Annotated in this window: 27 protein-coding genes; 11 read left to right on the top strand and 16 right to left on the bottom strand. The window is 57.9% G+C overall.

Annotation, left to right across the window (positions count from 1 at the left end; genetic code table 11):
• Window positions 1-25: 25 nt before the first annotated feature.
• From ACL2XN_RS23225 to speG, 3 genes are all read left to right on the top strand, one after another.
• Window positions 26-1141: an ABC transporter ATP-binding protein gene (locus ACL2XN_RS23225; RefSeq protein ID WP_410013784.1), complete on the top strand. Its 1116-nt coding sequence runs from the start codon at window positions 26-28 to the stop codon at window positions 1139-1141.
• A gap of 194 nt (window positions 1142-1335) precedes the next feature.
• Window positions 1336-1665, top strand: a complete 330-nt coding sequence (locus tag ACL2XN_RS23220; RefSeq protein ID WP_410013783.1) for a DMT family transporter — start codon at window positions 1336-1338, stop codon at window positions 1663-1665.
• 62 nt (window positions 1666-1727) lie between these two features.
• The gene (speG, locus tag ACL2XN_RS23215; protein ID WP_410013782.1) at window positions 1728-2273 is read left to right on the top strand and encodes a spermidine N1-acetyltransferase; all 546 of its coding nucleotides are present in this window, start codon (window positions 1728-1730) and stop codon (window positions 2271-2273) included.
• 92 nt (window positions 2274-2365) lie between these two features.
• On the opposite strand, the gene ACL2XN_RS23210 is transcribed toward speG, so the two are convergent.
• From ACL2XN_RS23210 to glgX, 3 genes are all read right to left on the bottom strand, one after another.
• The gene (locus ACL2XN_RS23210; protein ID WP_413721301.1) at window positions 2366-2836 is read right to left on the bottom strand and encodes a GNAT family N-acetyltransferase; all 471 of its coding nucleotides are present in this window, start codon (window positions 2834-2836) and stop codon (window positions 2366-2368) included.
• 20 nt (window positions 2837-2856) lie between these two features.
• Window positions 2857-3690, bottom strand: coding sequence for a hypothetical protein (locus tag ACL2XN_RS23205; RefSeq protein WP_413721302.1), 834 nt, complete (start codon window positions 3688-3690; stop codon window positions 2857-2859).
• A gap of 274 nt (window positions 3691-3964) precedes the next feature.
• Window positions 3965-6262, bottom strand: coding sequence for a glycogen debranching protein GlgX (glgX, locus tag ACL2XN_RS23200; RefSeq protein ID WP_413729556.1), 2298 nt, complete (start codon window positions 6260-6262; stop codon window positions 3965-3967).
• A gap of 332 nt (window positions 6263-6594) precedes the next feature.
• Here glgX and ACL2XN_RS23195 point away from each other — a divergent pair, with 332 nt between their 5' ends.
• From ACL2XN_RS23195 to ACL2XN_RS23185, 3 genes are all read left to right on the top strand, one after another.
• Entirely contained in the window at window positions 6595-7410 is an 816-nt protein-coding gene (locus ACL2XN_RS23195; RefSeq protein ID WP_410013778.1) for a shikimate 5-dehydrogenase, read from the top strand.
• Window positions 7411-7603: 193 nt separating this feature from the next.
• Window positions 7604-8080 carry a hypothetical protein gene (locus ACL2XN_RS23190; RefSeq protein ID WP_410013777.1) on the top strand — a complete coding sequence of 159 codons (477 nt, stop codon included), beginning with the start codon at window positions 7604-7606 and terminating at the stop codon, window positions 8078-8080.
• A gap of 44 nt (window positions 8081-8124) precedes the next feature.
• The gene (locus ACL2XN_RS23185; protein ID WP_162366696.1) at window positions 8125-8550 is read left to right on the top strand and encodes a hypothetical protein; all 426 of its coding nucleotides are present in this window, start codon (window positions 8125-8127) and stop codon (window positions 8548-8550) included.
• On the opposite strand, the gene ACL2XN_RS23180 is transcribed toward ACL2XN_RS23185, so the two are convergent.
• Window positions 8540-9547 (bottom strand): alpha/beta fold hydrolase, encoded by a 1008-nt coding sequence (locus ACL2XN_RS23180; RefSeq protein WP_410013776.1) that lies wholly within the window; start codon window positions 9545-9547, stop codon window positions 8540-8542. The genes ACL2XN_RS23185 and ACL2XN_RS23180 overlap by 11 nt on opposite strands.
• Window positions 9548-9706: 159 nt before the next feature.
• On the opposite strand from ACL2XN_RS23180, the gene ACL2XN_RS23175 reads away from it, so the two are divergent.
• On the top strand, window positions 9707-10342 hold the full coding sequence (locus ACL2XN_RS23175) for a TetR/AcrR family transcriptional regulator (protein ID WP_410013775.1): 636 nt from the start codon (window positions 9707-9709) through the stop codon (window positions 10340-10342).
• A gap of 73 nt (window positions 10343-10415) precedes the next feature.
• On the opposite strand, the gene ACL2XN_RS23170 is transcribed toward ACL2XN_RS23175, so the two are convergent.
• The 12 genes from ACL2XN_RS23170 to ACL2XN_RS23115 all read right to left on the bottom strand — a co-directional run bounded on the left by ACL2XN_RS23170 (window position 10416) and on the right by ACL2XN_RS23115 (window position 22670).
• Entirely contained in the window at window positions 10416-10841 is a 426-nt protein-coding gene (locus ACL2XN_RS23170; protein ID WP_413721306.1) for a VOC family protein, read from the bottom strand.
• A gap of 21 nt (window positions 10842-10862) precedes the next feature.
• Window positions 10863-11849 carry a PDR/VanB family oxidoreductase gene (locus tag ACL2XN_RS23165; RefSeq protein WP_413721307.1) on the bottom strand — a complete coding sequence of 329 codons (987 nt, stop codon included), beginning with the start codon at window positions 11847-11849 and terminating at the stop codon, window positions 10863-10865.
• A gap of 91 nt (window positions 11850-11940) precedes the next feature.
• On the bottom strand, window positions 11941-13299 hold the full coding sequence (gene glnT / locus ACL2XN_RS23160; RefSeq protein ID WP_410013772.1) for a type III glutamate--ammonia ligase: 1359 nt from the start codon (window positions 13297-13299) through the stop codon (window positions 11941-11943).
• 38 nt (window positions 13300-13337) lie between these two features.
• Entirely contained in the window at window positions 13338-14324 is a 987-nt protein-coding gene (locus ACL2XN_RS23155) for an aldo/keto reductase (protein WP_413727774.1), read from the bottom strand.
• A gap of 43 nt (window positions 14325-14367) precedes the next feature.
• Window positions 14368-15531: an aromatic ring-hydroxylating oxygenase subunit alpha gene (locus ACL2XN_RS23150; protein ID WP_410013770.1), complete on the bottom strand. Its 1164-nt coding sequence runs from the start codon at window positions 15529-15531 to the stop codon at window positions 14368-14370.
• A 55-nt stretch (window positions 15532-15586) separates the two neighbouring features.
• Window positions 15587-16645 (bottom strand): LLM class flavin-dependent oxidoreductase, encoded by a 1059-nt coding sequence (locus ACL2XN_RS23145; RefSeq protein ID WP_413729553.1) that lies wholly within the window; start codon window positions 16643-16645, stop codon window positions 15587-15589.
• Window positions 16646-16692: 47 nt separating this feature from the next.
• Window positions 16693-17601 carry an amino acid ABC transporter permease gene (locus ACL2XN_RS23140; protein ID WP_410013768.1) on the bottom strand — a complete coding sequence of 303 codons (909 nt, stop codon included), beginning with the start codon at window positions 17599-17601 and terminating at the stop codon, window positions 16693-16695.
• A 184-nt stretch (window positions 17602-17785) separates the two neighbouring features.
• On the bottom strand, window positions 17786-18568 hold the full coding sequence (locus tag ACL2XN_RS23135; protein ID WP_410013767.1) for an amino acid ABC transporter ATP-binding protein: 783 nt from the start codon (window positions 18566-18568) through the stop codon (window positions 17786-17788).
• 13 nt (window positions 18569-18581) lie between these two features.
• Window positions 18582-19355: an SDR family NAD(P)-dependent oxidoreductase gene (locus ACL2XN_RS23130; protein WP_413729552.1), complete on the bottom strand. Its 774-nt coding sequence runs from the start codon at window positions 19353-19355 to the stop codon at window positions 18582-18584.
• Window positions 19352-21082 carry an FAD-dependent oxidoreductase gene (locus ACL2XN_RS23125; RefSeq protein WP_413729550.1) on the bottom strand — a complete coding sequence of 577 codons (1731 nt, stop codon included), beginning with the start codon at window positions 21080-21082 and terminating at the stop codon, window positions 19352-19354. The genes ACL2XN_RS23130 and ACL2XN_RS23125 overlap by 4 nt, the downstream gene beginning before the upstream one ends.
• 11 nt (window positions 21083-21093) lie before the next feature.
• On the bottom strand, window positions 21094-21990 hold the full coding sequence (locus tag ACL2XN_RS23120) for an ABC transporter substrate-binding protein (RefSeq protein WP_410013764.1): 897 nt from the start codon (window positions 21988-21990) through the stop codon (window positions 21094-21096).
• Window positions 21991-22334: 344 nt separating this feature from the next.
• Entirely contained in the window at window positions 22335-22670 is a 336-nt protein-coding gene (locus ACL2XN_RS23115; RefSeq protein ID WP_410013763.1) for a DUF2002 family protein, read from the bottom strand.
• Window positions 22671-22942: 272 nt separating this feature from the next.
• Here ACL2XN_RS23115 and ACL2XN_RS23110 point away from each other — a divergent pair, with 272 nt between their 5' ends.
• The 4 genes from ACL2XN_RS23110 to nrdE all read left to right on the top strand — a co-directional run bounded on the left by ACL2XN_RS23110 (window position 22943) and on the right by nrdE (window position 26375).
• Window positions 22943-23257, top strand: coding sequence for a YqjD family protein (locus ACL2XN_RS23110; protein WP_410013762.1), 315 nt, complete (start codon window positions 22943-22945; stop codon window positions 23255-23257).
• A gap of 325 nt (window positions 23258-23582) precedes the next feature.
• Window positions 23583-23822, top strand: coding sequence for a glutaredoxin-like protein NrdH (gene nrdH / locus ACL2XN_RS23105; protein WP_410013761.1), 240 nt, complete (start codon window positions 23583-23585; stop codon window positions 23820-23822).
• A 7-nt stretch (window positions 23823-23829) separates the two neighbouring features.
• Entirely contained in the window at window positions 23830-24243 is a 414-nt protein-coding gene (nrdI, locus tag ACL2XN_RS23100; RefSeq protein WP_413729549.1) for a class Ib ribonucleoside-diphosphate reductase assembly flavoprotein NrdI, read from the top strand.
• Window positions 24225-26375: a class 1b ribonucleoside-diphosphate reductase subunit alpha gene (gene nrdE, locus ACL2XN_RS23095; RefSeq protein ID WP_413729548.1), complete on the top strand. Its 2151-nt coding sequence runs from the start codon at window positions 24225-24227 to the stop codon at window positions 26373-26375. Before nrdI ends, nrdE begins: the two co-directional genes overlap by 19 nt.
• Window positions 26376-26395: the final 20 nt, after the last annotated feature.

Raw genomic sequence — 26395 nt, 5'->3', positions numbered from 1 at the left:
CACCCTACAACAGGAGAGCCGGACGATGGCTGCCATACGCTTACGCAATGTCTTTAAAAGTTATCACAACACCCAGGTCATCAACGGGGTCAACCTGGATATCGAGCATGGGGAGTTCTGTGTGTTTGTCGGCCCCTCGGGCTGCGGCAAATCCACCTTGCTGCGCATGATAGCCGGGCTGGAAACCATCAGTTCGGGAGATATTATTATCGGCGACCGGGTAGTCAACCGCCTGCCGGCTTCGGAGCGCGGCGTGGCCATGGTGTTCCAGAGCTATGCCCTGTACCCCCATATGTCCATTTTCGACAATATGGCCTTCAGCCTGAAGCTGGCCAAGGTCGACAAGCGGGAGATAGCGCGGCGGGTGCACGACGCCGCCGGCATCCTTCAGCTTGACCCGCTGCTCGACCGCCTGCCGAAGGCCCTGTCCGGCGGCCAGCGCCAACGCGTGGCCATTGGCCGCGCCATCGTGCGCGACCCGGAGGTCTTTTTATTCGACGAGCCGTTATCCAACCTGGACGCGTCGCTGCGCGTCGCCACCCGGGTCCAGATTGCCAAACTGCATCATGAGCTGGGCAACAGCATGATTTATGTCACCCATGATCAGGTGGAGGCCATGACGCTGGCTGATAAAATCGTATTGCTCAACAGTGGCGCCGCCATGCTCAGCCAGGGTTCCATTGCCCAGGTCGGCCATCCGCTGGCGCTGTATCACCACCCGGTCAATCGCTTTGTCGCCGGTTTTATCGGGTCGCCCCAAATGAATTTCCTGGCGGCGAGGTTAACCGGCGCCGGGGCCGACCGGGCGACGGTCACCCTGGACGGAACCGACGCCGTCGAGCTTTGCGTCGACGCCAGGCTCGCCGACGGCGACGACGTCTGTGTGGGCATCCGTCCCGAGCACCTGCGACTGTGCGCGCCGCAGGACCGGCAGCTGTCGGGGCGTATCCAGCACATTGAACATCTGGGCGAAGCGGCTTATTTATACATTGCACTGCCGGACCGCGAGCCGGTGATACTCCGGCACGGGGAAGACCGGCGCCTGGCATTGGGCGATACGGTGGATCTCGCCATCCCCGCCGACAAGGCGCACCTGTTTGACGGCGCGGGCAACGCTTTCCGGCGCACCGTGGATATTTAGCCTGCGGCGGCGTGGGCGGCGGCGTGGGTGGCGGCTTCCCCCGCGCCCATCCGTTACCGTTGCCCGTAACACGTCCGCGTTAGAGCAATGATTACAGAGATTATTCACTGAATTTGTCATAATATTGCCAATTTTCTTCTGCAGGCGGGCTATGATAATATCAGTAGCCATTTAGAAACCGAAAGAATAATCTTATGACCTATCTGTACCTGTTAATAGCAATAATTTCTGAAGTCATAGCCACAAGTTCGTTAAAAGCCTCCGCGGGTTTTACCAAAATGTACCCTTCCATTATCGTTATTGTCGGGTATTGTATTTCTTTTATATTGCTTTCCCAAGTACTCAAAACCATGCCCGTGGGCGTCGCTTATGCGGCATGGGCAAGCTTAGGCATTGTATTTGTTGCCGTTTCAGGTTATTTCTTTTTTGACCAAAAGCTCGATATCTATGCCATACTCGGTATGTTCATGATCATTGGTGGTGTTTTGGTCATGAATGTTATTTCTAAAACCACTAATCATTAATTAGCTTATAATATCATTCTTTTTATTATGGGGAATATAATCAAGCATGCCTGGCAGCCATCATGATTGTGGAAAATGAAATATCGCATAGTTATAATATTAAGCTTCGTCCATTAGAACGGGAAGATCTGCATTTCGTTCATCAGCTGGATAATAATGAAACTGTCATGCGTTATTGGTTCGAGGAACCTTACGAGGCTTTTGTCGAACTTAACGACCTTTATGACAAGCATATCCATGACCAAAGCGAACGGCGGTTTATCATTGATAAAGAAGGTGTGGGCATCGGCCTGGTGGAACTGGTTGAAATCAATCATATCCATCGCCGCGCCGAGTTCCAGATCCTGGTCGACCCGGCCCATCAGGGGCACGGCTATGCCAGCATTGCCGCGCAGCTGGCCATGAACTATGGATTTATGGTGCTTAACCTGCATAAGCTGTATCTGATTGTCGATCAGGAAAACGAGAAGGCCATCCATATCTACGGCAAGCTGGGTTTCAAGGTCGAAGGCGTATTGCTGAAAGAATATTTTGTCAACGGCGAATACCGCAACACCATCCGGATGTGTATTTTCCAGAACGAATATCTGGCGAGTAAGAAAAGATAACAGGATGCTACCCGGCTGGCGCCGCCCGCGCCATGGGGAGCCGCCTGTCGCGGCAAGCGAACCCAAAATGCGGCGCCTGGCGCGAAGGGCGCTTAAAAGACATCATCCGCAATGGGCTTATGCATATAGAGGCTCAGGGGATCATCCGGGTAAGCGCCAAAACGGCCGACGCGGCTGAAGCCCTGTTTTTCATACAGCGCCACGGCATCCATCTGGTAAATGCCCGTTTCCAGATACAGGTCGCGAAATCCCTGGCCGCGCGCCCAACCCTCCAGCCGCGTCAGTAATGCCGAGGCAATACCGCAGCCGCGAAAAGCCGGATCGACATACAGGCGTTTGATCTCCGGCAGCTTATCCTCGCCCACAAACAGGCAGACGCAGCCGGCGGCCCGCATGCCCGCCCGCGCCAGCCAAACCCGCACCCCGGCTGCGCGCAGCGCGCCGATCGGCAGGCCATGATTGCTTTGCGCCGGGTACAGCGGTATTAAATACGCGTCGAGCGCGGCGACCAGGCGGGCAAACTCCGGGTCGCTGGCCTCAACCGGCATGATGCGCACGTCCATACCCTTCCTTGCGGTGACTTTTATATATTTATATTATAAAATTCCCTGGTATTGAACACCTCAGAACTGCAGTTAACGTAAAAATCATCCACCAAAGACATCGCGTTATCCAGATAAACTGAAATATCGCAACCGTAGTTAATTTTGCTTTTTTGCAGGGTATTGGTCGGCAGGGTCTTATTGATACAGGTGATCGCCGCCTTACAGCCGCATTTATCGGCGATAATCACCCGTTCCGGCGTAATAAGGTTTACATTCCAGCCCGCCTTGATCACCGTGGTCCGGATATCAACATCCTGGCCGGACACCGCCGCCACATCGCGCATGATGTCGACCTGCTCAAGAATAAAGGCCTTGACTGAATCGGCATCTAAAATAACCTTTTGATAAGGTTCAAGAATTTTACTCAGCACCCCTTTAACCATCAACGTGATTTCAGTATCTTTATTGAACTGGAAATAGGACCCGTAACCGTCGGTAAAGACCAGTTCCTGCCGTTTATCAAAAAAAATCGGCGCCAGGTCAATTAATTTATCATGGATCTGCGCATCAAGCTTCAACGCCGCGCCCTGATCCGAGCGGTGATGGTTAGACCAAAGCTTAACGGCATCGGCGATTCTGTTATTGGCAACATAAGACATGGCATAATAATTAGTCTTTAGGAACTTATTAACTTCAATCAATTTTTTGAATAAGACATCCGATTGGATAAAACTCAGATGGAATTCGCGCGCTAATGTCGCCTGCGTCAGAAAAGGATTGCGCAGCATCAAATAGACCGCGTCCAGCAGCAGATCGTCGCCAAAGTCAAACTGGCGGATAAATCTTAAGGCGCTGTGGGGGAACGTATTCATCTCATCTCAAGTCCCATGGCATGTTGCCGTTGTTCGGTAGCCACAACAGGGCAACGGTTATCCTTCCGATTAACTCGTTCCAAAGGGTTTGCGTTTAAGGAGTATCGGCAGCGGGGCGTGAATATTTAGCAAAAAAACGTGAAAAGAGTGCGCAGGGTTTACCGCAGAGGTCGTGATGGGGAAACGTGGCCAGGGGGTCGGGCGGGTTTCCCCCGCCCGACCGGGGCCCCGCGACGTGGCAGGCCCGCTAACACCTTACTTGCTTAAGGCCGGCTTAAGCCACCACCATCGTGGTCTTGGTATTCACCAGCTCAAACAGCACCACCGTCCGCGACGGACAGGTATAGGCATGGCCGAAACCAAAGCTATGCTCATTGATATCATCCGGCTGAAAGGTATCAAATATATGCCGCCAGCCGTACCCGTGCGCCACCTCCGGCAGGGTAAAGACCAGATTCTCGTGGGAGGCGCTGAACAACAACAGCACGGTACTCTGCGCTCCCACCCGCAGCAGCCCGGTAGGCTGCGCGCGACCGTCCAGCAGCATGCCGATGCTCTTCAGATTGGCGTCGCCCCAGGCCTCCTCCGTCATTTCCTCGCCGTTGGGCTGCACCCAGGTCACATCCTTAATATTGAGCTTCTCATTGAGCTTGCCGCTGAGAAAACGCCCGCGATGCAAAATCGGAAAACGGTTGCGCAGGGCAATCAGCCGGTAAGTAAATAAAATCAGCGATTCGCCCTTATCGTTGATCTCCCAGTTTACCCAGCTGATATCGCTATCCTGGCAATAGCCATTGTTATTACCCTGTTGGGTACGGGCAAACTCATCTCCCGCCAGCAGCATCGGCGTACCCTGCGAGAACATCAGCGTCGCCAGCATATTGCGCATCTGGCGCAGCCGCAGCTCGTTAATCGCCGGGTCGTCGGTGGGGCCTTCGACGCCATAGTTGGCTGAAATATTATCACTGTGGCCGTCGCGGTTATCCTCGCCGTTGGCGTCGTTATGCTTATGCTCGTAGGACACCAAATCGTTAAGCGTAAAACCATCGTGGGCGGTGATAAAGTTTACCGACGCATGGGGTTTACGGCCGCGATGATTGAAGATATCGGCGGATCCGGCCAAACGGGTGGTAAAGTCCGCCAGTTGCCCTTCGTCGCCGCGCCAGAATTTACGTACCGAATCGCGATATCTGTCGTTCCATTCCGACCAGCCCGGCGGAAAACCACCCACCTGGTAGCCGCCCGGGCCGCAGTCCCAGGGTTCGGCAATCAGCTTGCACTGGCTCAGGATGGGGTCCTGGCGGCAGGTGTCCAGAAAGCCGCAACCCTCGTCAAAGCCGTACGCCTCGCGCCCAAGGATAGTCGCCAAATCGAAACGGAAGCCATCCACCTGCATCTCGGTGGCCCAGTAGCGCAAGGAATCCGTCACCATCTGCAGTACCCGCGGGTGGCTTAGGTTAATGGTGTTGCCGGTGCCGGTATCGTTAATGTAATAACGCTTCTCCTCGGGGAACAGGCGATAGTAGCTGGCATTATCGATACCTTTGAGCGACAGCGTAGGCCCAAGCTCGTTGCCTTCGGCGGTGTGGTTGTACACCACATCCAGGATCACCTCGATACCCGCGGCGTGCAGCGTGGCGATCATCTGTTTAAATTCATTGACCGTCGAGGTGGCCATATATTGCGGATGGGGCGCAAAAAAGCACAGGGTATTGTAGCCCCAGAAATTATGCAGCCCGTTTTCCTGCAAATGACGATCGTCGGCGAAGGCGTGGATCGGCATCAGTTCAATGGCGGTCACGCCGAGTGATTTAATGTAATCGACAATCTGCGGCGTGCTCAGGCCGGAGAAGGTGCCGCGCTGATGCTCCGGCACCGCCGGGTGGCGCATGGTATAGCCGCGCACATGGGTTTCATAAATGAGCGTTTTTTCCCAGGGGATAAAACTTTTGCCGTTGGACGGCCAGGAAAACGCCGGATCGATCACCCGGCATTTCGGCATAAAAGGCGCGCTGTCGCGCTCATCCAGGCTCAGATCCTTATCTTCCGCCTCGAAGTCGTAGGAAAACAGCGCGTCATCCCACTTCAGCTCGCCCCAGATCTGTTTGGCATAGGGATCGAGCAGCAGTTTGGCGGGGTTGAAACGATGTCCTTCCTCGGGGGCATAAGGACCGTGCACCCTATAGCCATACAGCAGGCCGGGACGCGCGTCGGGCAGGTAGCCATGCCAGACCTCGTCGGTATATTCCGGCAGCTCTATCCGGTCATACTCCTCCCCCTCCTCGGTGAACAGGCACAGCTCCACCTTGGTGGCGTGGGCGGAGAAAATGGCGAAATTGACGCCCAGTCCGTCCCAGGTTGCTCCCAGCGGTACCGGCATGCCTTCTCTGACGCGCGTTTTGCGATCCGCGTCCAGGCGGCTGATAATGTCATGATCGCTATTGGGATGGGCAATGCGCACCCCTTTATTATCAATGGTCACCACCACCTGATTATCCACTTTGCTCGCCATGGTGGTGGTAGTGGTCGGAATAACAATTTCGTTAACCTTCTTCGACGATCCCTTAGCCATCAAACTCGTCTCCTGCGCATAATTTTTAGTATATCCAGTCACAATGCCGACCGCCGCCCGCAAGGTCTGCCAGCATGCGATGGACAGTCAGATAATCAATATAGTTCCTGCCGGTGAAGGCATGAGGTAAACGGCACGACGGCCGGGGAAATTGGAGTGGTAAGACACGCCTTATTGGAGTGTAGTACCGGTTCGCGGTTATGCCAGAAGCGCACGGCAATGTTTCAGCCCGGCCATCCGCGCCGGTAACCACCGGATGACGGCGCCATGATGTGATATCCTTTTATCCACAGCGTAACGGCATTTGTTTACGACTCAGGCAATAGGACCCTATGATGAATATCAATAAAGATACCCTGTTATGCATGTCTCTGGCCGCCCGCCCCGGCAATTTCGGCACGCGTTTTCATAATTATCTCTATGAAAAGCTCGGTCTGAACTATATCTATAAAGCCTTTACCACCCGCGATCTTGCCGCCGCCATCGGCGGCGTCAGGGCGCTGGGCATCCGCGGCTGCGCGGTGTCGATGCCGTTTAAAGAGGACTGCATCCCCTACCTGGACGAGCTTGACTCCTCGGCGCGCGCCATCGAGTCGGTGAATACTATCGTTAACACCGACGGCTATCTGAAAGCCTATAACACCGACTTCATCGCCATTGAGCGCCTGCTGGCAAAGCATCAGGTCAGCCCGGACAGCGCCTTTGCCCTACGCGGCAGCGGCGGCATGGCGAAAGCCGTGGCCGGCGCGCTGCATAATGCCGGGTTCCGCCAGGGGGTGATTATCGCCCGCAATGAAAAAACCGGCCGTCATCTGGCGGAACTCTACGGCTACCGCTGGCAGGCCGATGAAACCGGGCTGGACGCCGCGCTGCTGATCAACGTCACGCCGGTGGGCATGGCGGGCGGCGCCGGGGCCGAAGAGCTGTCCTTCAGCGAGCCGTATATCGCCCGGGCCGGGCGGGTGTTCGACGTGGTGGCGCTGCCGGCGGAAACCCCGCTGATTCAATATGCGCGCCTGCATGACAAAGCCGTGATTACCGGCGCCGAGGTGATTGCCATCCAGGCGCTGGAACAGTTTGTGCTGTATACCGGCGTGCGTCCCGACGACGCGTTGGTGGAACGCGCGGCCGCCTACGCCCGCGGCTAACGTGGTGCAACCCATGCACCACTATCGTTCGCGCTGAACGGCGGGGAAAGACGGTCAGCGCGGATCCTTTGCAACACATTGATTATTCAAGAGCTCATCGCTGTTTCTCTGTTGGCATATTACTTGCTTATTAATTAGTTAATTAATTAATAAGCTTTAGATAGCTTTATCAAGCCAACCGGAGAGTATCAGAATGACCGTCGACGAAGTAATCGCGCGTTTCGAGCAGGAGCGCGAAAAAATATGGTTCGAGCAGCCGGACGAAGTGCGGGATCTGGGCAAGGGTATCGTGCCGCGCGGTACCGGCGCGCGCGGGCAATACCTGAGCACTATTATTTTCGCCGAGGGGGAAGCGCGCACCATGGCCGACGAAATGCTGTGGGGCCTGATCCGCGTGGCGGAGGATACCGACGCCGATTTGGCGACGCTGCAAGCCATTATTAAGGAAATCATCGGCTATAAAGCGGACTTTTTTGATTTTGTCAGCCTGCCCCACGCGGCCGCCATGATCCATCTGTATGTGGATACCGCCTGCCAATGCACCACCCTGCATGACCTGTGCCGGTTGTCGCATGCGGCGCTGTCCTACGCCAACCGCCTGCATATGTGGGTTGATTTTATTCTGCCATGGGGCCTTGGCGACGGCTTCCGCCGGGTTAAACCGGCCTGACCTCCCTTATCTTATTTCCTTTTACGTTATCATCAGGTGCCAGAATGAAACTCAGAATGAACGTTGCGGACGAACCTATTTGCATTATCGAGGTATGGGAAGATAAAGTGCCCAACCTGGTTAAAGAACTGCGGGCCAAATTGCCGATGAAAAGCGTCTTGCAGCACGGCAAGCTTATCGGCGATATGGTGTTTTTCACCATGCCCATCGTCGCCCCGTGGGAAAATAAATTCAAAACCGAAGAAGTGGGCAAAATGCGCCGGGAAAAATACGGCAAGGTTACCGGGTCGGTGTGTTTTTACAGCCCGCGCCAGCAATTTTGCGTCGTGTACGGCGATGATACCGCCGAAGAGCCTTTGCCTATTTCGTATATCGGCGAAGTTATCGAAGGCGACCTGCAGTTGCGCGTCACCGGCCTGGAAACCTGGTTTGACCAGGGCCGGGTGGTGGAACTGGAGATTATTGAGTAAGCAGTTCGCGTATCGCCTGCTCGATAACGGCGGTTTCCGCGGCAAAACGTCCGGGCGCGCCGGCGCAGTGGCCGTAGTCGGACGTAAGCGGCCGCCATTTCCCCTGTTTAAGCCATGAAAACTCCTTAAACGCCTCCTCCTGGGTGAAATACTGGTCGGTATTGCACGGCATCACAATGGTCCTGGCGGTAACCGCCGCCAGCGCCGCCTGAAGGCTGCCGCCATATCCCGGCGCCCGCCCCGCGTCGGCATCCTGCCAGGTGCGCAGCATGCACAGCAAGTCGTTGGCATCCCACGCCTGATGATCGCGCTCCCAGTCCCGCAGCAGATCCTCGCGCGTGGCGAAGTGGAGTCCCTGATACAGCGCGTCACGGTAAAAGGCCGCGCTATAGGCCCATCCGGCATAGACCCGGCCGAATGCCGCCAGCCCGGCCAGCGGCGGGGAGGCATAATGGCCGTCATTGAACGCCGGATCCGCGCGCAGCGCCGCCTTCACTCCTTCCAGAAACACATGATTCAGCGGCCAGCAGCGCGCGCTGCCGCAAATGGGCAATAGCGCCCGCACCGCCGCCGGATAGGCCGCGGCCCAGTGCCAGGCCTGCATCGCCCCCATCGACCAGCCGCATACCAGCGCCAGTTGCTCAATACCCAGAGAGTCGGTAATCAGCCGGTGCTGCGCCCGCACGTTATCCCCTACCGTCACCGCCGGAAACAGCGGTCCGCCCTGGCGCGGGGAGTTGCTGGGCGAGGTGGAAACGCCGTTGCCGAACATATTGACGGCGATAATGCAATGGCGCGCCGGGTCCAATGCCCGCCCCGCGCCGATAATCGCGCGGTAGGATCGGTGCGTGCCGGTGTACCACGACGGCAACAGCACGGCATTGTCGCGCCGCCGGTTAAGCCGGCCGTGGATTTCATAGGTCAATGTGGCGTCATAAAGCGTTGCGCCGCCTTCCAGCGCAAACGCGCCCAGGTCGCAGACGTGGTAATCCGGCATGATGCCTCCCTCCGGCGTAGCCGGTATGATAGATGTTAATTAATCAGCTAGTTAACTTGTTGCTGATTTCCCGCCTGTGGTAGTATTCACCTAATAAAACTGATTATCCCCATGCTGCAATAACGCCATTCAAAGAATTGGGCTGCCCGGACGCAATGTATGAAAACCAATGACATAAAAGAAAAAGTCGCGGCTAAAAATGGTAAGAATTTGCAAAACGATGTCGCTCATGCCCTGCAGGACTCCGCGCTGGAATTGTTTGCCAAACAAAATTACTCCTCGGTCCGCATCAAGGATATCGCCGAAGCGACCGGGCTTAATTCCGCATTGATTTATTATTATTTTGGCTCCAAGGAAAACCTATTTCTTAAGGTCATCGAATCCACGGTGGAAAAGGCCTTCGAGCAATTTGATTCCATCAAAATGAATGCGGATAATCCCAAGGACGTACTGTTCCTGTGGATCCAAATCCACATTTTGCAATTCTACCTGCTGCAGAAATTAGCCAAGATTAGCCTTGATTACGCCGGCACCAACGGGCGTACGCCCGATATCGACAAAGCCGTGAAGAAATTTTATGAAAAAGAGTCGGTGATCCTGAAAAACACCATTAAGGACGGCATCGCCGCCGGCGTTTTCCGCGAGGTCAATCCGGTGGATATGGCGATGTTTATCTCCACCTTTCTCGATGGGGTGTTATTTCGCACCGTCATGTTCCCTACATTCAAATATAAACACGCCATTAACTGTATGCGGGACTTTGTCTTCGAGCATCTGGACGTCAAGACGAAATAAATCCGGCGCGCCGCCGGCCACGCGGCGGCGCGGGGATAATCGGGTTATTAAAGAACGCCGGCGGCGCCGGACCTCAGTGCGCGAACAGCTGGCCGATATCCTTGAACGCCTTGAACTCCAGGGCATTCTGGCAGGGGTCGAGCAAAAACATCGTCGCCTGCTCGCCGATTTGCCCTTTGAAACGAATATAGGGTTCAATCACAAAGGCGGTGCCGTGGGCGGTCAGCCTGGCCGCCAGCGCTTCCCAGTCGTCCCAGGCCAGTACCACGCCAAAATGCGGCACCGGCACATCGTGGCCGTCCACCGGATTGGTATGCGCGTGCTCCTGGCTCGGGGTTTTCGGGTGCTCGTGGATAACCAGTTGGTGGCCGAAAAAGTTAAAATCCACCCACTGCTCGCTGCTGCGTCCTTCTTCAAGGCCAAAAATTTCACCATAAAAATGGCGCGCGGCGTTCAGGTCGTAAACAGGAATTGCCAGGTGAAAGGGTGCAACGGACATAGCTAGACTCCTCTGATGGTATTAAAGATCGATCACTAAACGTGTAGAGCGCGCCCGTGAGCAGCACAGCATGATTTTGTTGTTCGCGTCCTTCTGTGCGGCGCTAAGGTACTCATCCCGGTGATCCGGTATGCCCGCCTTGACCCCGGCCAGACAGGTGCCGCAAACCCCCAGTCCGCACGATACTTCCACCGCCACCCCCGCCTGGTTAAGCGCCTCGGCAATACTCAGATCGGCGGGTATCGGGATAACCGCGCCGGTGCTGAAAATCTCGACGTCAAACGTGGTCTCGCCGCGCACCTCCGGCGGGGTAAAGGACTCATAAAAACACGCCTCGGCGGGAATTTCCGCCGCGGCGCATTGATCGCGCACGCTTTGCATAAACGGCAGCGAGCCGCAGAAGTACAGACTGAACCGGCCGTGCCGCCGTTGCCAGTCGCGGATCACCACCGCCAGGGACTGCTGATAATCCGCGTCGGCAGGGGCTGCGCCGTCCCGGCAATGGGGGACGATATGCCGCGCAAGCCGCGTATAATCCGGCTGTTCCATAAAGGCGCCGAGGGTGTCGGGCCTGCCGTAATAGTGCAACCCGAACTCCCGCCCCTGCGCCCTAAGCGTCAGCGCCATCGCCAGCAGCGGTGTAATGCCGATACCGCCCGCCAGCAGCAGCGCCGGCTCCCGCCGCTCCGCCAGCGGGAAATCATTGCGCGGCGCGGATATCCAAAGGCTATCCCCCCGCTGCAGGCTATCGCGGATATAGCTGCCGCCGCCACGGGAGCGGCGGGCGGCCAGGATCGCCAGCCGGTAGCTATCGCGCCGCGCCGGATCGCCGCATAACGAGTACTGCCGCAGCAGTCCGTCCGCCAGGCGCAGCTGGATATGCGCCCCGGCGGAAAACGGCGGCAGCGGCGCGCCGTCGGAACGGGCCAGGGTGAGAAACACCACCCCGTCGCCCCGGTGGCTTTTCGCCACCACCATGACCTCAAAAAAATGCTGTGATACGTTCATAAATCGCCGCCCTGCCGGCATCGCGACGGTGGAACGCATCCGCCGCCGCGTGGTTTAACGGTATCGCGTAACGGGCAATACAGGCCCCGCCTCAGAATATCGTGCTGTATTGATCGATTTCCCACTGGCTGACGTGCAGATGGTAGTTGTTCCATTCCTGGGTTTTATATTTCACGAACTCATCGCGCAGCGCGGTGCCGAGCGTGGCTTCGATAAAGGGATCGGCGGCGAACGCCTCCACCGCTTCCTGCAGGTTTTGCGGCAGGAAATCGATGCCGCGGGCGCGGCGCTCCTGTTCGCTGATGGCATACAGGTTGTCCTCGTTCGGCTCGCGCGGGTCGATTTTTTCGCGGATGCCTTCCAGGCCCGCCGCCAGCGCCAGGGTGGCCGCCAGATAAGGATTGACCGCGCCGTCCGCGTTGCGCGATTCGCAGCGGCCGCCGCCGGCGGGCACCCGTACCGAGTTGGTGCGGTTGTTGGATCCATAGGAGTTAAACACCGGCGCCCAGGAGAAATAGTTCATCGCGCCCTGGCGCACCAGGCGTTTATAGCTGTTGACGGTGGGGGCGAACGCCGCGCACAACGCCCGGCCGTGCTTGAGCAGGCCGCCGATAAAATAATAGCCGGTATCGGACAGGCCCAGGCCGCGCGGGTCGTCTTTGCTGGCAAAGATATTGGCGCCGCTGCCGATATCGTATAACGACATATTGAAATGGGCGCCGGTGCCGGTTTTATTGGCAAAGGGCTTGGGCATCATGGTCGCCACCAGGCCCAATTCCTTGGCGTAATGTTTGGCCATAAAGCGGAAAAAGATAAACCGGTCGCAGCTGGTCAGCGCATCGGCATAGTTGAAATCAAATTCGTATTGCGAATTTCCGTCCTCGTGATCCAGGGAATAGAGGTCCCAGCCCAGATCGTTGATGGTGGTGGAGACCTTATCCAGCCAGGCGAACTGATCGACAAAGCCGCGCAGGTCATAACAGGGCTTATTCAGCTTATTGTCTTTTTCCGGCACCGACAGTCCGCCGTCCTCGCCGCGTTTGAGCAGATAGATTTCGCATTCGATGCCCAGGTTAAAACCAAATCCCATTTCTTTCGCCTGCGCCAGCACGTTTTTCAGCGCCACGCGGGTATTAAGGGCGTAGGGTTCGCCCTTAAAGGCGTTGTCCGCCGGCATCCAGGCGATTTTCGGCTCCCAGGGCAGCTGGATGATATGATCCAAATCCGGTATCGAGGTCAGCTCATCCTCATTGGGCAATTGGCCCAGTCCGTCCAGCGCATAGCCGGTGTAGCGCTCCGATCCGGCCGCCATCTGGCTGAAATGGCCGATGGGCACCACCTTGCCTTTGGGCACGCCGTGGATATCCACATAGGCGCCCATGCAATATTCCACCCCTTTCTGCTTTAACTGCTGGGCAATTTCCGCTATCTGCTGCTGACTTTTTTTCATAATAGGCTCTGCTCTGTAGGTAAATATCGCGTATCGGATCAGGTGTGCTCGACGATCGCATGGGGAATATAAGGGGCCTCGAGCGCCGCGATTTCATCAGGCGTCAGGGTCATTTCCGTGGCGCCGGCCGCGTCCTCAAGGTGACGGAAAGACGTGGCGCCGATAATGGGCGCCGCCACCTCGGGTTTGGTAAACAGCCATGCCAGCGCCACCTGGGCCTGGGGTACGCCGCGCGCGGCGGCCACCTGGGTGACCGCTTCAATCACCGCCCGGTCGGCCTGTTCGGTGGCCGAGTATAAAAAGCCGGCATACGCATCGTTGGCGCCGCGTCCGGTGGCGGCCGCCTGCTGCCATGGGCGGGTCAGGCGTCCGCGCGCCAGCGGGCTCCACGGCGTTACCCCGATGCCCTGCGCCCGGCACAGCCCCATCATTTCCCGCTCTTCCTCGCGATAGAGCAGGTTGAGATGGTTCTGCATGGCGATAAACGGCGTCCAGCCGTTTTCCCGCGCCACGTGCAGCGCCGTGCAAAATTGCCAGGCATACATGGAGGACGCGCCCAGATAACGCACCTTGCCCATCTTCACCAGGTCGTGCAGCGCCTCCAGCGTCTCCTCCAGCGGGGTGTCATAATCCCAACGGTGGATCTGGTAGAGATCGATATAATCCGTTCCCAGGCGTTTCAGGCTGGCATCGATTTCGGTCATGATGCATTTGCGCGACAGTCCTTTACTGTTCGGTCCCTGGCGCATGGGGTTGAACACCTTGCTGGTGATCACCACATCCTCGCGCCGGGCGAGATCCCGCAGCGCGCGGCCGAGGATTTCCTCGCTGTCGCCTTTGGCATAGGCGTTGGCGGTGTCGAAAAAATTAATCCCCAGCTCCAGCGCCTTTTGGATAAACGGCCTGCTTTGCCGCTCATCCAGCGTCCAGGCGTAACCGCTTTTTTCCGGGCGGGCATAGGTCATGCAGCCCAGGCACAGTGCGGAGACCTCAAGCCCCGACCGGCCGAGTTTTACCATTTTCATGCAACGTCCTTTCGTTATCGTGCGGCGCCACGCGCCGTCCGCCCTAGATGCGGGTGCGGATATAATTGGCCAGATGCCAGACCGTGGTTTCCAAATGTCCCAGTCGTCCCGGCCGCGCCAGCGAAGACAGGCTGCCGCGCTGCTGGGCGGCGTTGATGGCCAGATCCTCATCGATAATCGACAGGCTGGACGCCTTCATGGCGGCGGCGGTGTCGGCAAAGCCGGGTTGGCTGCTTGACGCCTTCGACACCAGCACCAGGCGGTGCCAAACGGTCATATGCTTATTGATGGGCAGCAGCTGGCTGATGCTCAGCCGGTCGGGATTGAGGCCGATAAGGCAGCTGGGGTAGATCAGCATCAGGTCGATTTGGCGCATATCCTGCTCGCTGAACCCCGACAGCGGGATCAGTCCCTCGGTCAGCACCTCCGAGAGTTCGCCATTCTTGCGCAGCGGCTGGTGGCACAAGGTCCAGCCGGGACCGTCCTCGCCGATATAACTCAGGCGTCCGGGAAAGCTGTCTTCCAGGGTGGTGCGGTGAACGGCGGAATGGTGGTAGCACTCCATAAAAGTTTCCACCGCCATTTTCCAGTTGAACGGACAGTCGTAATCCAGGGTATAAGCGGTATCCAGCTCCGCCACCTGGTACTTGTCGAACATGGCGTTGAGCGGCTTGAGCCGTTGCGCTATCGATTCCACCTGATCCGAAAAGGTGATAAAAATCAGGCCGTGGAAAATCTCGTGCCTGATCCGCGGCAGCTTGCATTGCTTACGGTCGAATTCCGCCGCCTGGTTCATATAAGGCGCGCCGATCAGGTTGCCGGTCAGATCATAAGTCCAGTTATGGAACGGGCACACCAGGGCCTTGGCGTTGCCGCTGCCCGAGACGATAGGCGCCCAGCGGTGCAGGCAGACGGCGGACATCACGTTTATCCCTTCCGCGTCGCGCGTCACCACCAGCGGTTCGTTAACGATATCCAGGGTAAAATAATCTCCGGCATGGGGTATTTGCGATATATGGCCGGCAAAAATCCAATCCCCCCGATATATTTTTTCCATTTCATGGGAAAAGAACGCATCGCTATTATAGGCTTCCGGCGGCAGCGTCGATGATAAGGCGGCATCATCGGAACGCTGCTGTTTAATTTTTTCCACGATAGTGGCGCTGTCGTCAATTGCGCAGTCAATCCGCCGTGAATAGTCAGGCATGATTTATCCCCTCGATTAACAAATATTGTGGGTAAGAGGTTATACGGGATAGTCTTTAATGAATATCCACCGTGATCTTACCCAGCGCTTTTTCCAATAGCGGAATCACCTCACGCCCGAATTTCTCCAAAGATTGCCTGGCGGCCTCGATCGGCATATCGCCAAATTGGAAAAAACAGTTATAGTGCGAAGGATTAATATCCGTTACTTCGTTAATAATCCGCTCGGCGACATAATGCGCGTCGCCAATAATCAAATTATCACGCACCACCGATGCGTCCGGTTCATCGGGGAATTTAGGCGCGGTGATAAACGCGCCCTGGGTCTCCAGCGTCTTACCGTGCAGGGCGCTTATCATCCTGGCGACGAATAATGCGCGTTCCGCCGCGTCCAGCGCCGCTTTTTTACTGTCGGTGACGTGGATATACTGCTGCACCGCCAGCGGCGTGGACGCCATCAGGCCGGCCTCGCGCCATTGCCGCCTGGCGTCCAGGGCCATCTCCTTCAGGCGCGGCGAACCGCGCCAGCCGGCGGTGATAAACGCGGTGGCGCCCCAGCGTGTAAACCGCTGCAACAACGCCGGATTGGTGGTGGTGATAAACAGCGGCGGCAGCGGCTGCTGGAGAGGCGTCAGTAAAAAGTCCGTTTCCACCCGCTCGCCGTTATGGGATAAGGATGCCGCCTTGCCGCCGGTCAGCGCCGTCTCGATAAATTGCCAGTTATCCAGCAGGACGCGATTGCGCTGTTCAACATCAATATTGTAGCGTTCGAATTCATAGGCCTGGTAGCCGCTGCCGATGCCCAGCACCAGCCGCCCTTCGGTCAGGCGATCCACCAGGGCGATTTCCTGCGCCAGGCGCATCGGCTGGTATAACGGCAGGACGATAACCGCGGTGCCGAGCTTGATGCGCCGGCTATATCCCGCCATATGGGCCGCCATTAATAACGGCGAGACGCTGATGGAATAATTGGTAAAATGATGTTCGGCAAACCAGGCGGTTTCAAAACCCATTTCTTCAGCCAGCGCCACCATCACGCGCGTATCTTTAATCACCCCTTGTATTCCCTGGGGATTATCCTGGTAAGACATTAAATTAAACAGGCCTAATTTCATCACAATCCCCTGAAGGTAATATCAACCGATGTCAACGCTATTTATGATCATGCCGGCGCGCCCTGGCCCTTGCGGAAATATTTTTCAATCCGCCCCTGGAGCCAGCTCAGCACGGTGGTGGCGATCAGGTACCAAATACAGGCCACGATCAATAGCGGAATATTTTCAAACGTCCGCGAATAAATCGACTGCGCTGAATACAATAAATCCGATAATGAAATCACGCTCACCAGCGACGTGGTTTTCAGCATGCCGATCACCTGGTTGCCGGTGGGCGGAATAATAAAAGGTATCGCCTGGGGCAGAATAACCCGCCGCAGCCATTGCGCTTTATTCATGCCCAGGGCGCGGGCCGCTTCCTGCTGGCCGTTATCCACCGAGGACATGCCCGCGCGGATAATCTCCGCCATATACGCCGCTTCATTCAGCCCCAGCCCCAGGATGGCGGCGGTATAGGGGGTAATGATATCGTTCATGCTGCCCTGGTAGAGGGTAAACACATGAGGTATCCCGATATAAGCCTCTGGATACAGCGCCGCCAGGTTGTACCAGAAAATCAACTGCACCAGCACCGGCGTGCCGCGGAAAAACCAGATATAACCGGAGCTGAAGTGCGCCAGCAATGGGTTGGCGGACAGGCGCAGGGTAGCTATCACCACGCTCAGCACAATCGCCAGCAGCATAATCGTCAACGTCAGCCACAGGGTGACCCATAAGCCGGTCAGGATGGTCGGCGAAAACAGATAATGTCCGACGGTCGGCCAGCCGAAGTTCTCATTCATTACCATCGAATGCACCAGCATGATCAGCAGCAGCGTGCAGACGGCCACTGAAATCCAGCGCCCCGGATAGCGGGTCGGCACCACGGTCAGGGCGTCGTGGGGAAAGGCCGGCGCGTCATGGCCCTTATCGCGCGGGTGTTGCCCCACGGCCTGATATTGCTGGTTATCTGTCATGTTATCTCTCATTCATGCTCGCTGACTTCTGTTAACACAGGCAGGATACGGCGCCGGCAACGGTATTAATTAATCAGTTAATTAATAATATGCACCTGCATTCTGATACTGTCAATAAAAAAACCGACGCAATTTAATTTTTTAATTAAAATTAAATCCATATAAAACAATTCGTTAGTTAAATTCATTTGCCGGCAAGATGTTTAGCCAGGAAAGCACGCGTCCGGGAGTGCTGTGGGCGCTGAAACATTTCCGCCGGCGGGCTTTTTTCGATGATCGCCCCGTTATCCATAAACGCCACGCTATCCCCGACTTCGCGGGCAAAGGCCATTTCGTGGGTCACCACCACCATGGTCATGCCCTCCTCGGCCAGGCCGCGCATGACATCCAGCACTTCGCCGACCAGCTCCGGATCCAGGGCGCTGGTCGGTTCGTCGAACAACATCAGCGCGGGTTTCATCGCCAATGCCCGTGCGATGGCGACGCGCTGCTGCTGGCCGCCGGAAAGCTGCGCGGGATAAGCATTCAGCCGATGCGACAATCCCACCCGCGCAAGCAGGCTCCTGCCCTGCTCCAGCGCCTCGGCGCGCGGCACTTTACGCACCCGCATCGGCGCTTCGATCACATTTTCCAGCGCGGTCATATGGCCGAACAGGTTAAAGCGCTGGAACACCATGCCGATGCCGGCGCGCTTGCGGGCGATTTCCGCCTCTTTCAGTTCATAGAGCTTATCGCCCACCCGGCGATAGCCCATCAATTCCCCGCCGACGTACAGCGCGCCGCCGTCAATTTTTTCCAGGTGATTGATACAGCGCAGAAAGGTCGATTTGCCGGAACCGGAAGGTCCGATCAGGCAGACCACTTCCCCCTGCCGTATTTGCAGATCCACGCCCTTGAGGATCTCCTGGCCGTGAAATCGTTTTACCACCTGATAAGCGGCCACCGCCGGCGTATCGTGTTCTGACATCGTTACCGCCTCTCTATCTCGTCATATACCAGGTACACAGCCCGCCGCCGTCCACCACCAGCATCTGGCCGGTGGTATAGGCGGCGCCGGGGGACAGCAGGTACCCCACCGCCGCGGCCACCTCCTCCGGCAAGCCGGCGCGCCGCAGCGGCAGGCGCGCCACCTCGGCGGCCAGCTGCGGTTCACGCCGTTGCCAGTCGCCCGCCGCGGATCGTATCGGCCCGGGACTGACGCCATTGACCCGGATGCCATAGTCCGCCCATTCCACGGCCATCTGCCGGGTCAGATTGACCACCGCCGCCTTGCTCGGGCCGAAGGCCCCGGCGCCGGGATAGCAGCGATGGGCCGACGCCCCGGCAATATTCACGATGCCGCCCCCGCCCCGGGCGCGCATGATCTTCGCCACTTCGGTGCCCACCACAAAACACCCGGTCAGGTTGATATTCACCACCTGCAGCCAGGCGTCATCGTCCAGGCTGAGCAACTCGCCGGCGGCGGTGGCGCCGGCGTTATTCACCAGCATATCGATCCCGCCGAACTCGGCGGCGATCGCGGCCACCTGAGAACCAACCGCGCCGCGATCGGTGATATCGCCATAATAGGCGCGCGCCTGGCGCCCGGTTTGGCGAATCTCCGCCACCAGCCGATCGGCTGAATCCCGATCCCGCCTGAGCAGCAATGCAATATTGGCGCCAGATCGGGCGAGCGCCAGGGAAACGGCGCGGCCGATGCCTTTGGATCCGCCGGTTATCAGGGCGGTTGGCGCGGGTTTGATATCAGGTATCATGACAACTCCGTGGTGATGGCCGGGGAAGCGACGCCCGCGGCCGGTAAAACATCATCCCCGCCTCCCGACGCCGGACCGGCGGCCAGGGTCCGCCCGCAGATATAGCCCCAGGTCAGGTTAGGTCCAAGCATGGTGCCGGCGCCGACGCCGCGGGTGCCGATGGGATTGGCCATGGCCACGCCGGCGCAGAACAGCCCGGGGATCACATGGCCGTCAAGGTGGATCACGCGGCCGAACTCATCGGTGCGCGGGCCGCCTTTGGTGGCGGTGAAGCTGCGGTTAAACGGCACGGCGATAAACGGCGCCCGCTGGATAGGCAGCAGGCCGCCGTGAAAACGCCGATCGCCCCGCCCATGGCCCGCGGCCAGATGCCGCTGGAAATCCTCATCCACGCCGCGGGCGCAAAAATCGTTAAATCGCGCAACGGTTTCCTCCAGGGATGCCCGCGGCAAACCAAGCTGGTCCGCCAGGGCGCCGATGCTGCCGGCCCTGCGCATCCATCCCCGGCTGCGCAGGGCGCAGGCCAGCAAAAACGGCGCGCGCCACAGCAGGCGGGCATCGGCAATCAGCCAGGCGGGAAGATGCCGCGGTAATCCACCCTGCCCATCGCGCGCATCCAGCGCTTCGCCGAGGTTAAAGGCAAACTCGTTGGTAAAACGCCGGCCCTCCCGGTTAACCAGGATGGCGTTGGGTTCGTATTGAAAAAACACCGACAGGCCATAGGGACGCCCTTCGTAGCGGGTCGGCAGCGATCCGCTCATATTCGCCTGATCCATGTGCGCCAGCCGCGCGCCCACGGCCTGGGCCATGCGGTGGCCGTCGCCCTCGTTGGTGCGCGGGCTGGAAATGGCGTCAAACGGCCCGGGAAAATGCGCCGCGCGCCGCAGCGCATCCCATTCAAAACCACCGCTGGCCAGCACCACGCCGCGCCGGGCCGTAATCCGGGTCAGACGGCCGTCGCGGCTGAACCAGGCGCCCGTGACCGCCCCCGCGGCGTCGGTGATGAGATCAACGACCCTGGCCGACATTTCGATCCGGCAGCCATGGGCCAGGCAGCCGGCCAGCAGCCCGGTAATCAGCGCCGCGCCCTTGGTGCGGGTGCGGGTGATGGCGCGCCATAGCAGCCGTGGCGCCAGCTTGAGCGCTACCCTGACCGGATGATGATAGATATCCTCGCCGATGACTTCCTGGTAGGTATAGACCTGAGGCAGGGGGGAACGCCTGACCGGACAGCGTCTTTTGCCCAGCACCCCGGCCCGCAGCGGATCGGGCGTCAGCATACGGCCGAAGGCCTTGGCGCCGGCGCAGTCCATCAGCGGATCGGCCTCCGGCGTCAGGCTGAAACGCAATGGCGTATGGGTTTCCAGAAAACGCAGCATCTCGGGCGCGGAACGCGCAAACTGTGCCCACAGCCGGTCTTCGCCGGCGCGCCAACCCGCGGGCGCGGCGGCGCGCAGGTATTCCAGCGCCTGCGCGGGGCTATCCTCGACCCCGCGGGCCAGGGCGTGATGATTGGCGGGCACCCATACCGCGCCGCCCGACATGGCCGAGGTGCCACCCAGGACAGCGGCTTTTTCCACGATCAGCACCGCCAGTCCCGCCGCCGCCGCGCTCAGCGCCGCGCTTAACGCGGCGCTGCCCGACCCCACCACCAGCACATCGCACCGCAGCTGGCTGTCGGCAATCGGGACAGGGGCTGTCCCGGTCTGTTTATCCGCCCGCATCATCGGTTGCGCGCTTATTGCATCGGGCGGGTGGTGAACAGATTAATACCCGGCTGTTCCAGCATCACGGGTTCCAAATCCCATTTTTTCATGATGCGGGCGTATTCGCCGTTGGACCACAGTACCTTCAGCGCGCCAAGCAGGGCCTGGGCCAGTTGCTGGTTATCGGGCTTGACCACGATGCCAAGATAATATTTCGGCATCAGCGGCATGGTCACGGTGCGAATCGGCCGGGGCGCCACTTTTTTGATTTCGGCGGCGGCGGCGGCGTCGTTGAGCACAAAATCGATACGTCCCGCGTACAGCGCCAGCAGCACGGCGTCCGCCGACGGCAGGGTGGTCACCTTAATGGCCGGTTTATTATTCTTCGTGCAGTTAGGTGAAAAAATTTCGCTGATGGCATGTTCAAAATCGGTGCCTGACTGCACGCCGACCTTCAGGCCGCACAGCGATAACGGATCGTTGACGATGCTTTTATTACTGGCCAGGGTATAAACTTCATTGGTGGCATAGGCATAGTTCACGAAGGTCACCTGCTTTTCACGCTCCAGGCTGTCGGAAATGCATTCCATCGCCATATCGTAACGTCCGCTTTTCACGCCGGGGATCAGGCCGGCGAAATCGATGGAGACCGGATTGATGCCCACCCCCAGCACTTTGCCGATGGCGTTCCACAGATCCGGCTCAAACCCCACCATGGTTTTATTATCATCGGCGAACACCTCGCACGGCGGGTAATGGGCATCGGTCACCAGATTGATAACGCCCTGGGTTTTGATCTTGTCCGGCAATAGCGCGTGCAGGGCGTTGTCCATGGCGATCGGCGCCGGGTCCTCGGCGCTCGCCGCGCCGCACAGAGTCAGGCCGGCGCACAACAACACAGCGTGGAGCAGGGATGGTGTCATTCTCATGCTTGCAATACTCCCGAAAGGTCTTTATCTGGTTTACCCGATGATCTGGGCGTAAACACCGGCAGACACGTCATGACGCCTGCGGCGATGGCCGGCCGTGGTAGCGTACCGATAAAGGGGAAGTAGCAACTAGCGTGCCATCAGTTAACTAATCAATTAATTAACTGATTAATGGCTCAATCCCGCCGTGCGAATCGATCCGCCCGCCGGGATCATGCTGGAAAAATGACCTATGAAAGTGCAGATGTTGCAATTTTTCATCATAGTAGTGCGCGTCCACCGGCGATTGATGGCATGACCAAACGCCGGTATAGCATGATGAATCCACCGTGGAGGGGATCGGGTTAATTGAACATTTTCTGCAAATAGCGGGTTAACGAGGCGCGGGAAGAAAAACCATGGGGGATGCCGTAATGGCTGTCGGGCTTGCCGTCCGGATCGGAAGGAAAGACTTGATAGTTGTCGCTGGAGCGTACCGGCGACGTCGGGGCGGCAAACAGGCTGCTTTTATCGCGCAGCGAAGGATGAACGACCAGGGCGGTTCGGCCCAGTTTAGCCTCCCGATTCACATAGACATAGTGGTGACCTTTACGGTAACCGTAACATTGTCGGGTGATATAATCTCTTTCGAATCCGGAGTTTTCCAGTTCGCGAGCGACTTCATCGGGTCTTAAATACATTATTTGTCCTCTCTTCAGTCACAGTGAAGTGATCCCAGCTAATGTAATCAGTTAAGCGTCCGGTCAGTAGACGCAGCGCGTGATTTCGGATTAATCCAAAAACCGGCTCCGGCCGGGTTCCGGCAACGCGCCAGACCGCGCCAAGCCGCCCGTCGCGCTTGTTCCGGCCCCGCCGACGCCTGTCCCGACGACGGCAGGCGGCCTTACCGCCGCGGCAGGAATGGCGTGGATAGTCTACAGTTAAACTATCATTAGCCAAAAGGGAGAAACAAATGTTTACGAAAGCTGAAAAAAATGATCTGCAAAGAGATATTAAAGACGATGTTTCTCTGTTAGCCGATACACTGGATGAATTGCTTAGTACGTCTGAAAAAACCACCAAAGAACAGCTGGACGCGCTGCGCAGTAAAGCTAAAGACGTTTTGAAAGACGCGCGCGCGCGCGCCGGCGGCACCAGCCGTATTGGACAGTATGCCCGCGACACCGCGGTCCAGACCAAAAATTACGTGGTCGAGAAACCGTGGCAGAGCCTTGGCATCACTACCGCGGTCGGTATCGTGCTCGGCGTGTTGCTCTCGCGCCGTTAAGGCCGATGGGCAATAAGAGACGCGGGGGTGATGCAGGACCTCCTACCTGGTAACCGTGCCGGGTGATTTTCAAGACATCACTATTTTCTTGCACCGCCAGCCGTATCCTTTGCAGTACCGCAGCCCGCGCTCCCCAAGGAGCGCGGGCTTTTTTGTCGCCTGTTCCCCGCCCTCAGTAAAAAAATGTCGCATCATCCCATATATTGTGTGGTTGATAAAAATAATATCTACATATAGTATTAGTTCCAGGCAAGCCACCCTACCGGCCAGCACCGCCTGGGCGATATTACCACTATAATGTTAACGCGTAAGGGGAATGCGAATCATGACTATTACTATTTACACTAAACCGGATTGCGTCCAATGTCACGCCACCTGCCGCGCGCTGGACAGAAAAGGCATCAGCTATCGGTTAGTGGATCTGGTGGCAGACGGCCAGGCGCTGGCCCATGTGAAATCGTTGGGGTATCAGCAGGTTCCGGTAGTGCAGACGCCCAGCGAGCACTGGAGCGGCTTCAGGCCGGATAAAATCAACCTGCTTGCCGCCACCGCCCTGGCGTCGTGAGCCGATCATGTTATCTGCGCAACCGCTGCTGGTGTACTTTTCCAGCAGCTCGGAAAATACGCATCGGTTTGTCGGCAAGTTAACGCTGCCGGCGCTGCGCATTCCCCTGGCGACCAGCCAGAAACTGCAGGTGGACCGGCCCTATATTCTGATAGTGCCGAGCTATGGCGGCGGCAGCCAGCACGGCGCCGTGCCGCCCCAGGCCGTCCGCTTTCTTAACGATGCAACTAACCGTTCCTGGCTCCGCGGCGTCATCGGTGCCGGTAACCGTAACTTTGGCGCAGCCTTCTGTCTGGCGGGCGATATTATCGCCAGGAAATGCCAGGTGCCGTTCCTTGATCGCGTTGAGCTATTGGGTACGGCGGAAGACGTGGCGCGGGTACGTATGGGAGTAACCACATTTTGGCAACAGCAGAACTGAACATCACTCAACCCGGTCCGGCGCTGGCGGATTATCATGCCCTGAACGCCATGCTCAATCTCTATGACGAGCACGGCAATATTCAGTTCGATAAGGACCGGCAGGCCGTCGAGCGCTATTTCGAGCAGCACGTGGCGCCCAACACCCGGCGGTTTCCCTCCCTGGCCGCCCGGCTGCGCTATCTGGTGGATGAGGGTTACTACGAGGCGCAGGTACTGGCCCCCTACTCCCAGGACACCCTGGAGGCCTTGTTCCGGCAGGCCGACGCGCGCCAGTTCCGTTTCCAGACGTTTATGGGCGCGCTGAAATTCTATACCAGCTATACCCTGAAATCATTTGACGGCAAACAGTATCTGGAGCGCTTCGAGGACCGGGTATGCATGGTGGCGCTGACGCTTGCCGCCGGCGACGGCGCCCTGGCGTCCAGGCTGGTGGATGAAATGCTGTCGGGACGTTTCCAGCCCGCGACCCCCACCTTTCTCAACTGCGGCAAACAGCAACGCGGGGAGTATGTCTCCTGTTTCCTGCTGCGCATCGAGGATAATATGGAATCCATCGGCCGCTCGGTCAACGCGGCGCTGCAGTTGTCCAAACGCGGCGGCGGCGTAGCCTTTATGCTCACCAACCTGCGCGAGGCCGGGGCGCCGATCAAGCGTATCGAAAACCAGTCGTCCGGCGTTATTCCGGTGATGAAAATGCTGGAGGACGCCTTTTCCTACGCCAACCAGCTTGGCGCGCGCCAGGGCGCCGGCGCCGTCTACCTGCATGCCCATCATCCGGACATCATGCGTTTCCTCGACACCAAACGGGAAAACGCCGATGAAAAAATCCGTATCAAAACCCTGTCGCTGGGCGTGGTCATTCCGGATGTCACCTTCGAGCTGGCGCGCGACAATAAGCCGATGTACCTGTTCTCGCCCTACGACGTCGAGCGGATTTACGGCCAGCCTTTTTCGCAGCTCAGCATCAGTGAAAAATACCATGAGATGGCGGCCGACCCCCGCATCCGCAAGACCAGCATCGACGCCCGGCAGTTTTTCCAGACGCTGGCGGAAATCCAGTTTGAGTCGGGTTATCCCTATATGGTGTTCGAGGATACGGTAAACCGCGCCAATCCCATCAAAGGCCGCATCAATATGAGCAATCTGTGCTCGGAGATCCTGCAGGTCAACAGCGCGACTGAATATAACGAGGATCTCAGCTACCGGCAGGTCGGCCATGATATCTCCTGCAACCTGGGCTCGCTGAATATCGCCCGCGCCATGGACGAACCGGATCTGGGCAATACGGTGGAAACCGCCGTGCGCGCCCTGACCGCCGTATCCGACATGAGCCGGATAAATTCTGTGCCCTCCATCGTCAAAGGCAACGACGCGTCCCATGCCATCGGCCTTGGGCAAATGAACCTGCACGGCTTTCTGGCGCGCGAGCATATTTACTACGGCTCGGAGGAAGGCGTGGATTTTACCGATATGTACTTTTACGCCGTCACCTACCATGCGGTGCGGGCGTCAAACCGCCTGGCCATCGAACGGGGTGTGACCTTCGCGGGTTTTGCCGACTCCCGTTATGCCAGCGGAGACTACTTTACGCCCTATGTCGAACGGCAATGGCGGCCTAAAACCGAACGGGTGCGGGCGCTGTTCGCCCAGGCCGGCATCGCCCTGCCCACCCGCGAGGATTGGCTGGCGCTGCGCGCGTCGGTGATGGCGCATGGACTCTACAACCAGAACCTGCAGGCGGTGCCGCCGACCGGCTCCATTTCCTATATCAATCATTCCACGTCCAGCATCCATCCGATTGTCTCGCGCATCGAGATCCGCAAAGAGGGTAAAACCGGCCGGGTCTATTATCCGGCGCCCTTTATGGACAACGATAACCTGCACTATTACCAGGACGCGTATGAAATCGGGCCGGAAAAAATCATCGATACCTACGCCGCCGCCACGCGCCATGTCGATCAGGGCCTGTCGCTGACGCTGTTTTTCCGGGATACCGCCACTACCCGCGATATCAACAAGGCGCAAATCTACGCCTGGAAAAAAGGCATCAAGACGCTGTACTACATCCGTATCCGCCAGTTGGCGCTGGAAGGCACTGAAGTCGCCGGCTGCGTCTCGTGCGCGCTGTAACGGTAAAGGAGACTATCACC

This window comes from Sodalis sp. RH22 (assembly GCF_047324165.1).
Lineage (GTDB): Bacteria > Pseudomonadota > Gammaproteobacteria > Enterobacterales > Enterobacteriaceae > Acerihabitans.
The sequence above is the reverse complement of the archived record's forward strand: the minus strand, read 5'-3'. Positions and strand labels throughout refer to the sequence as shown.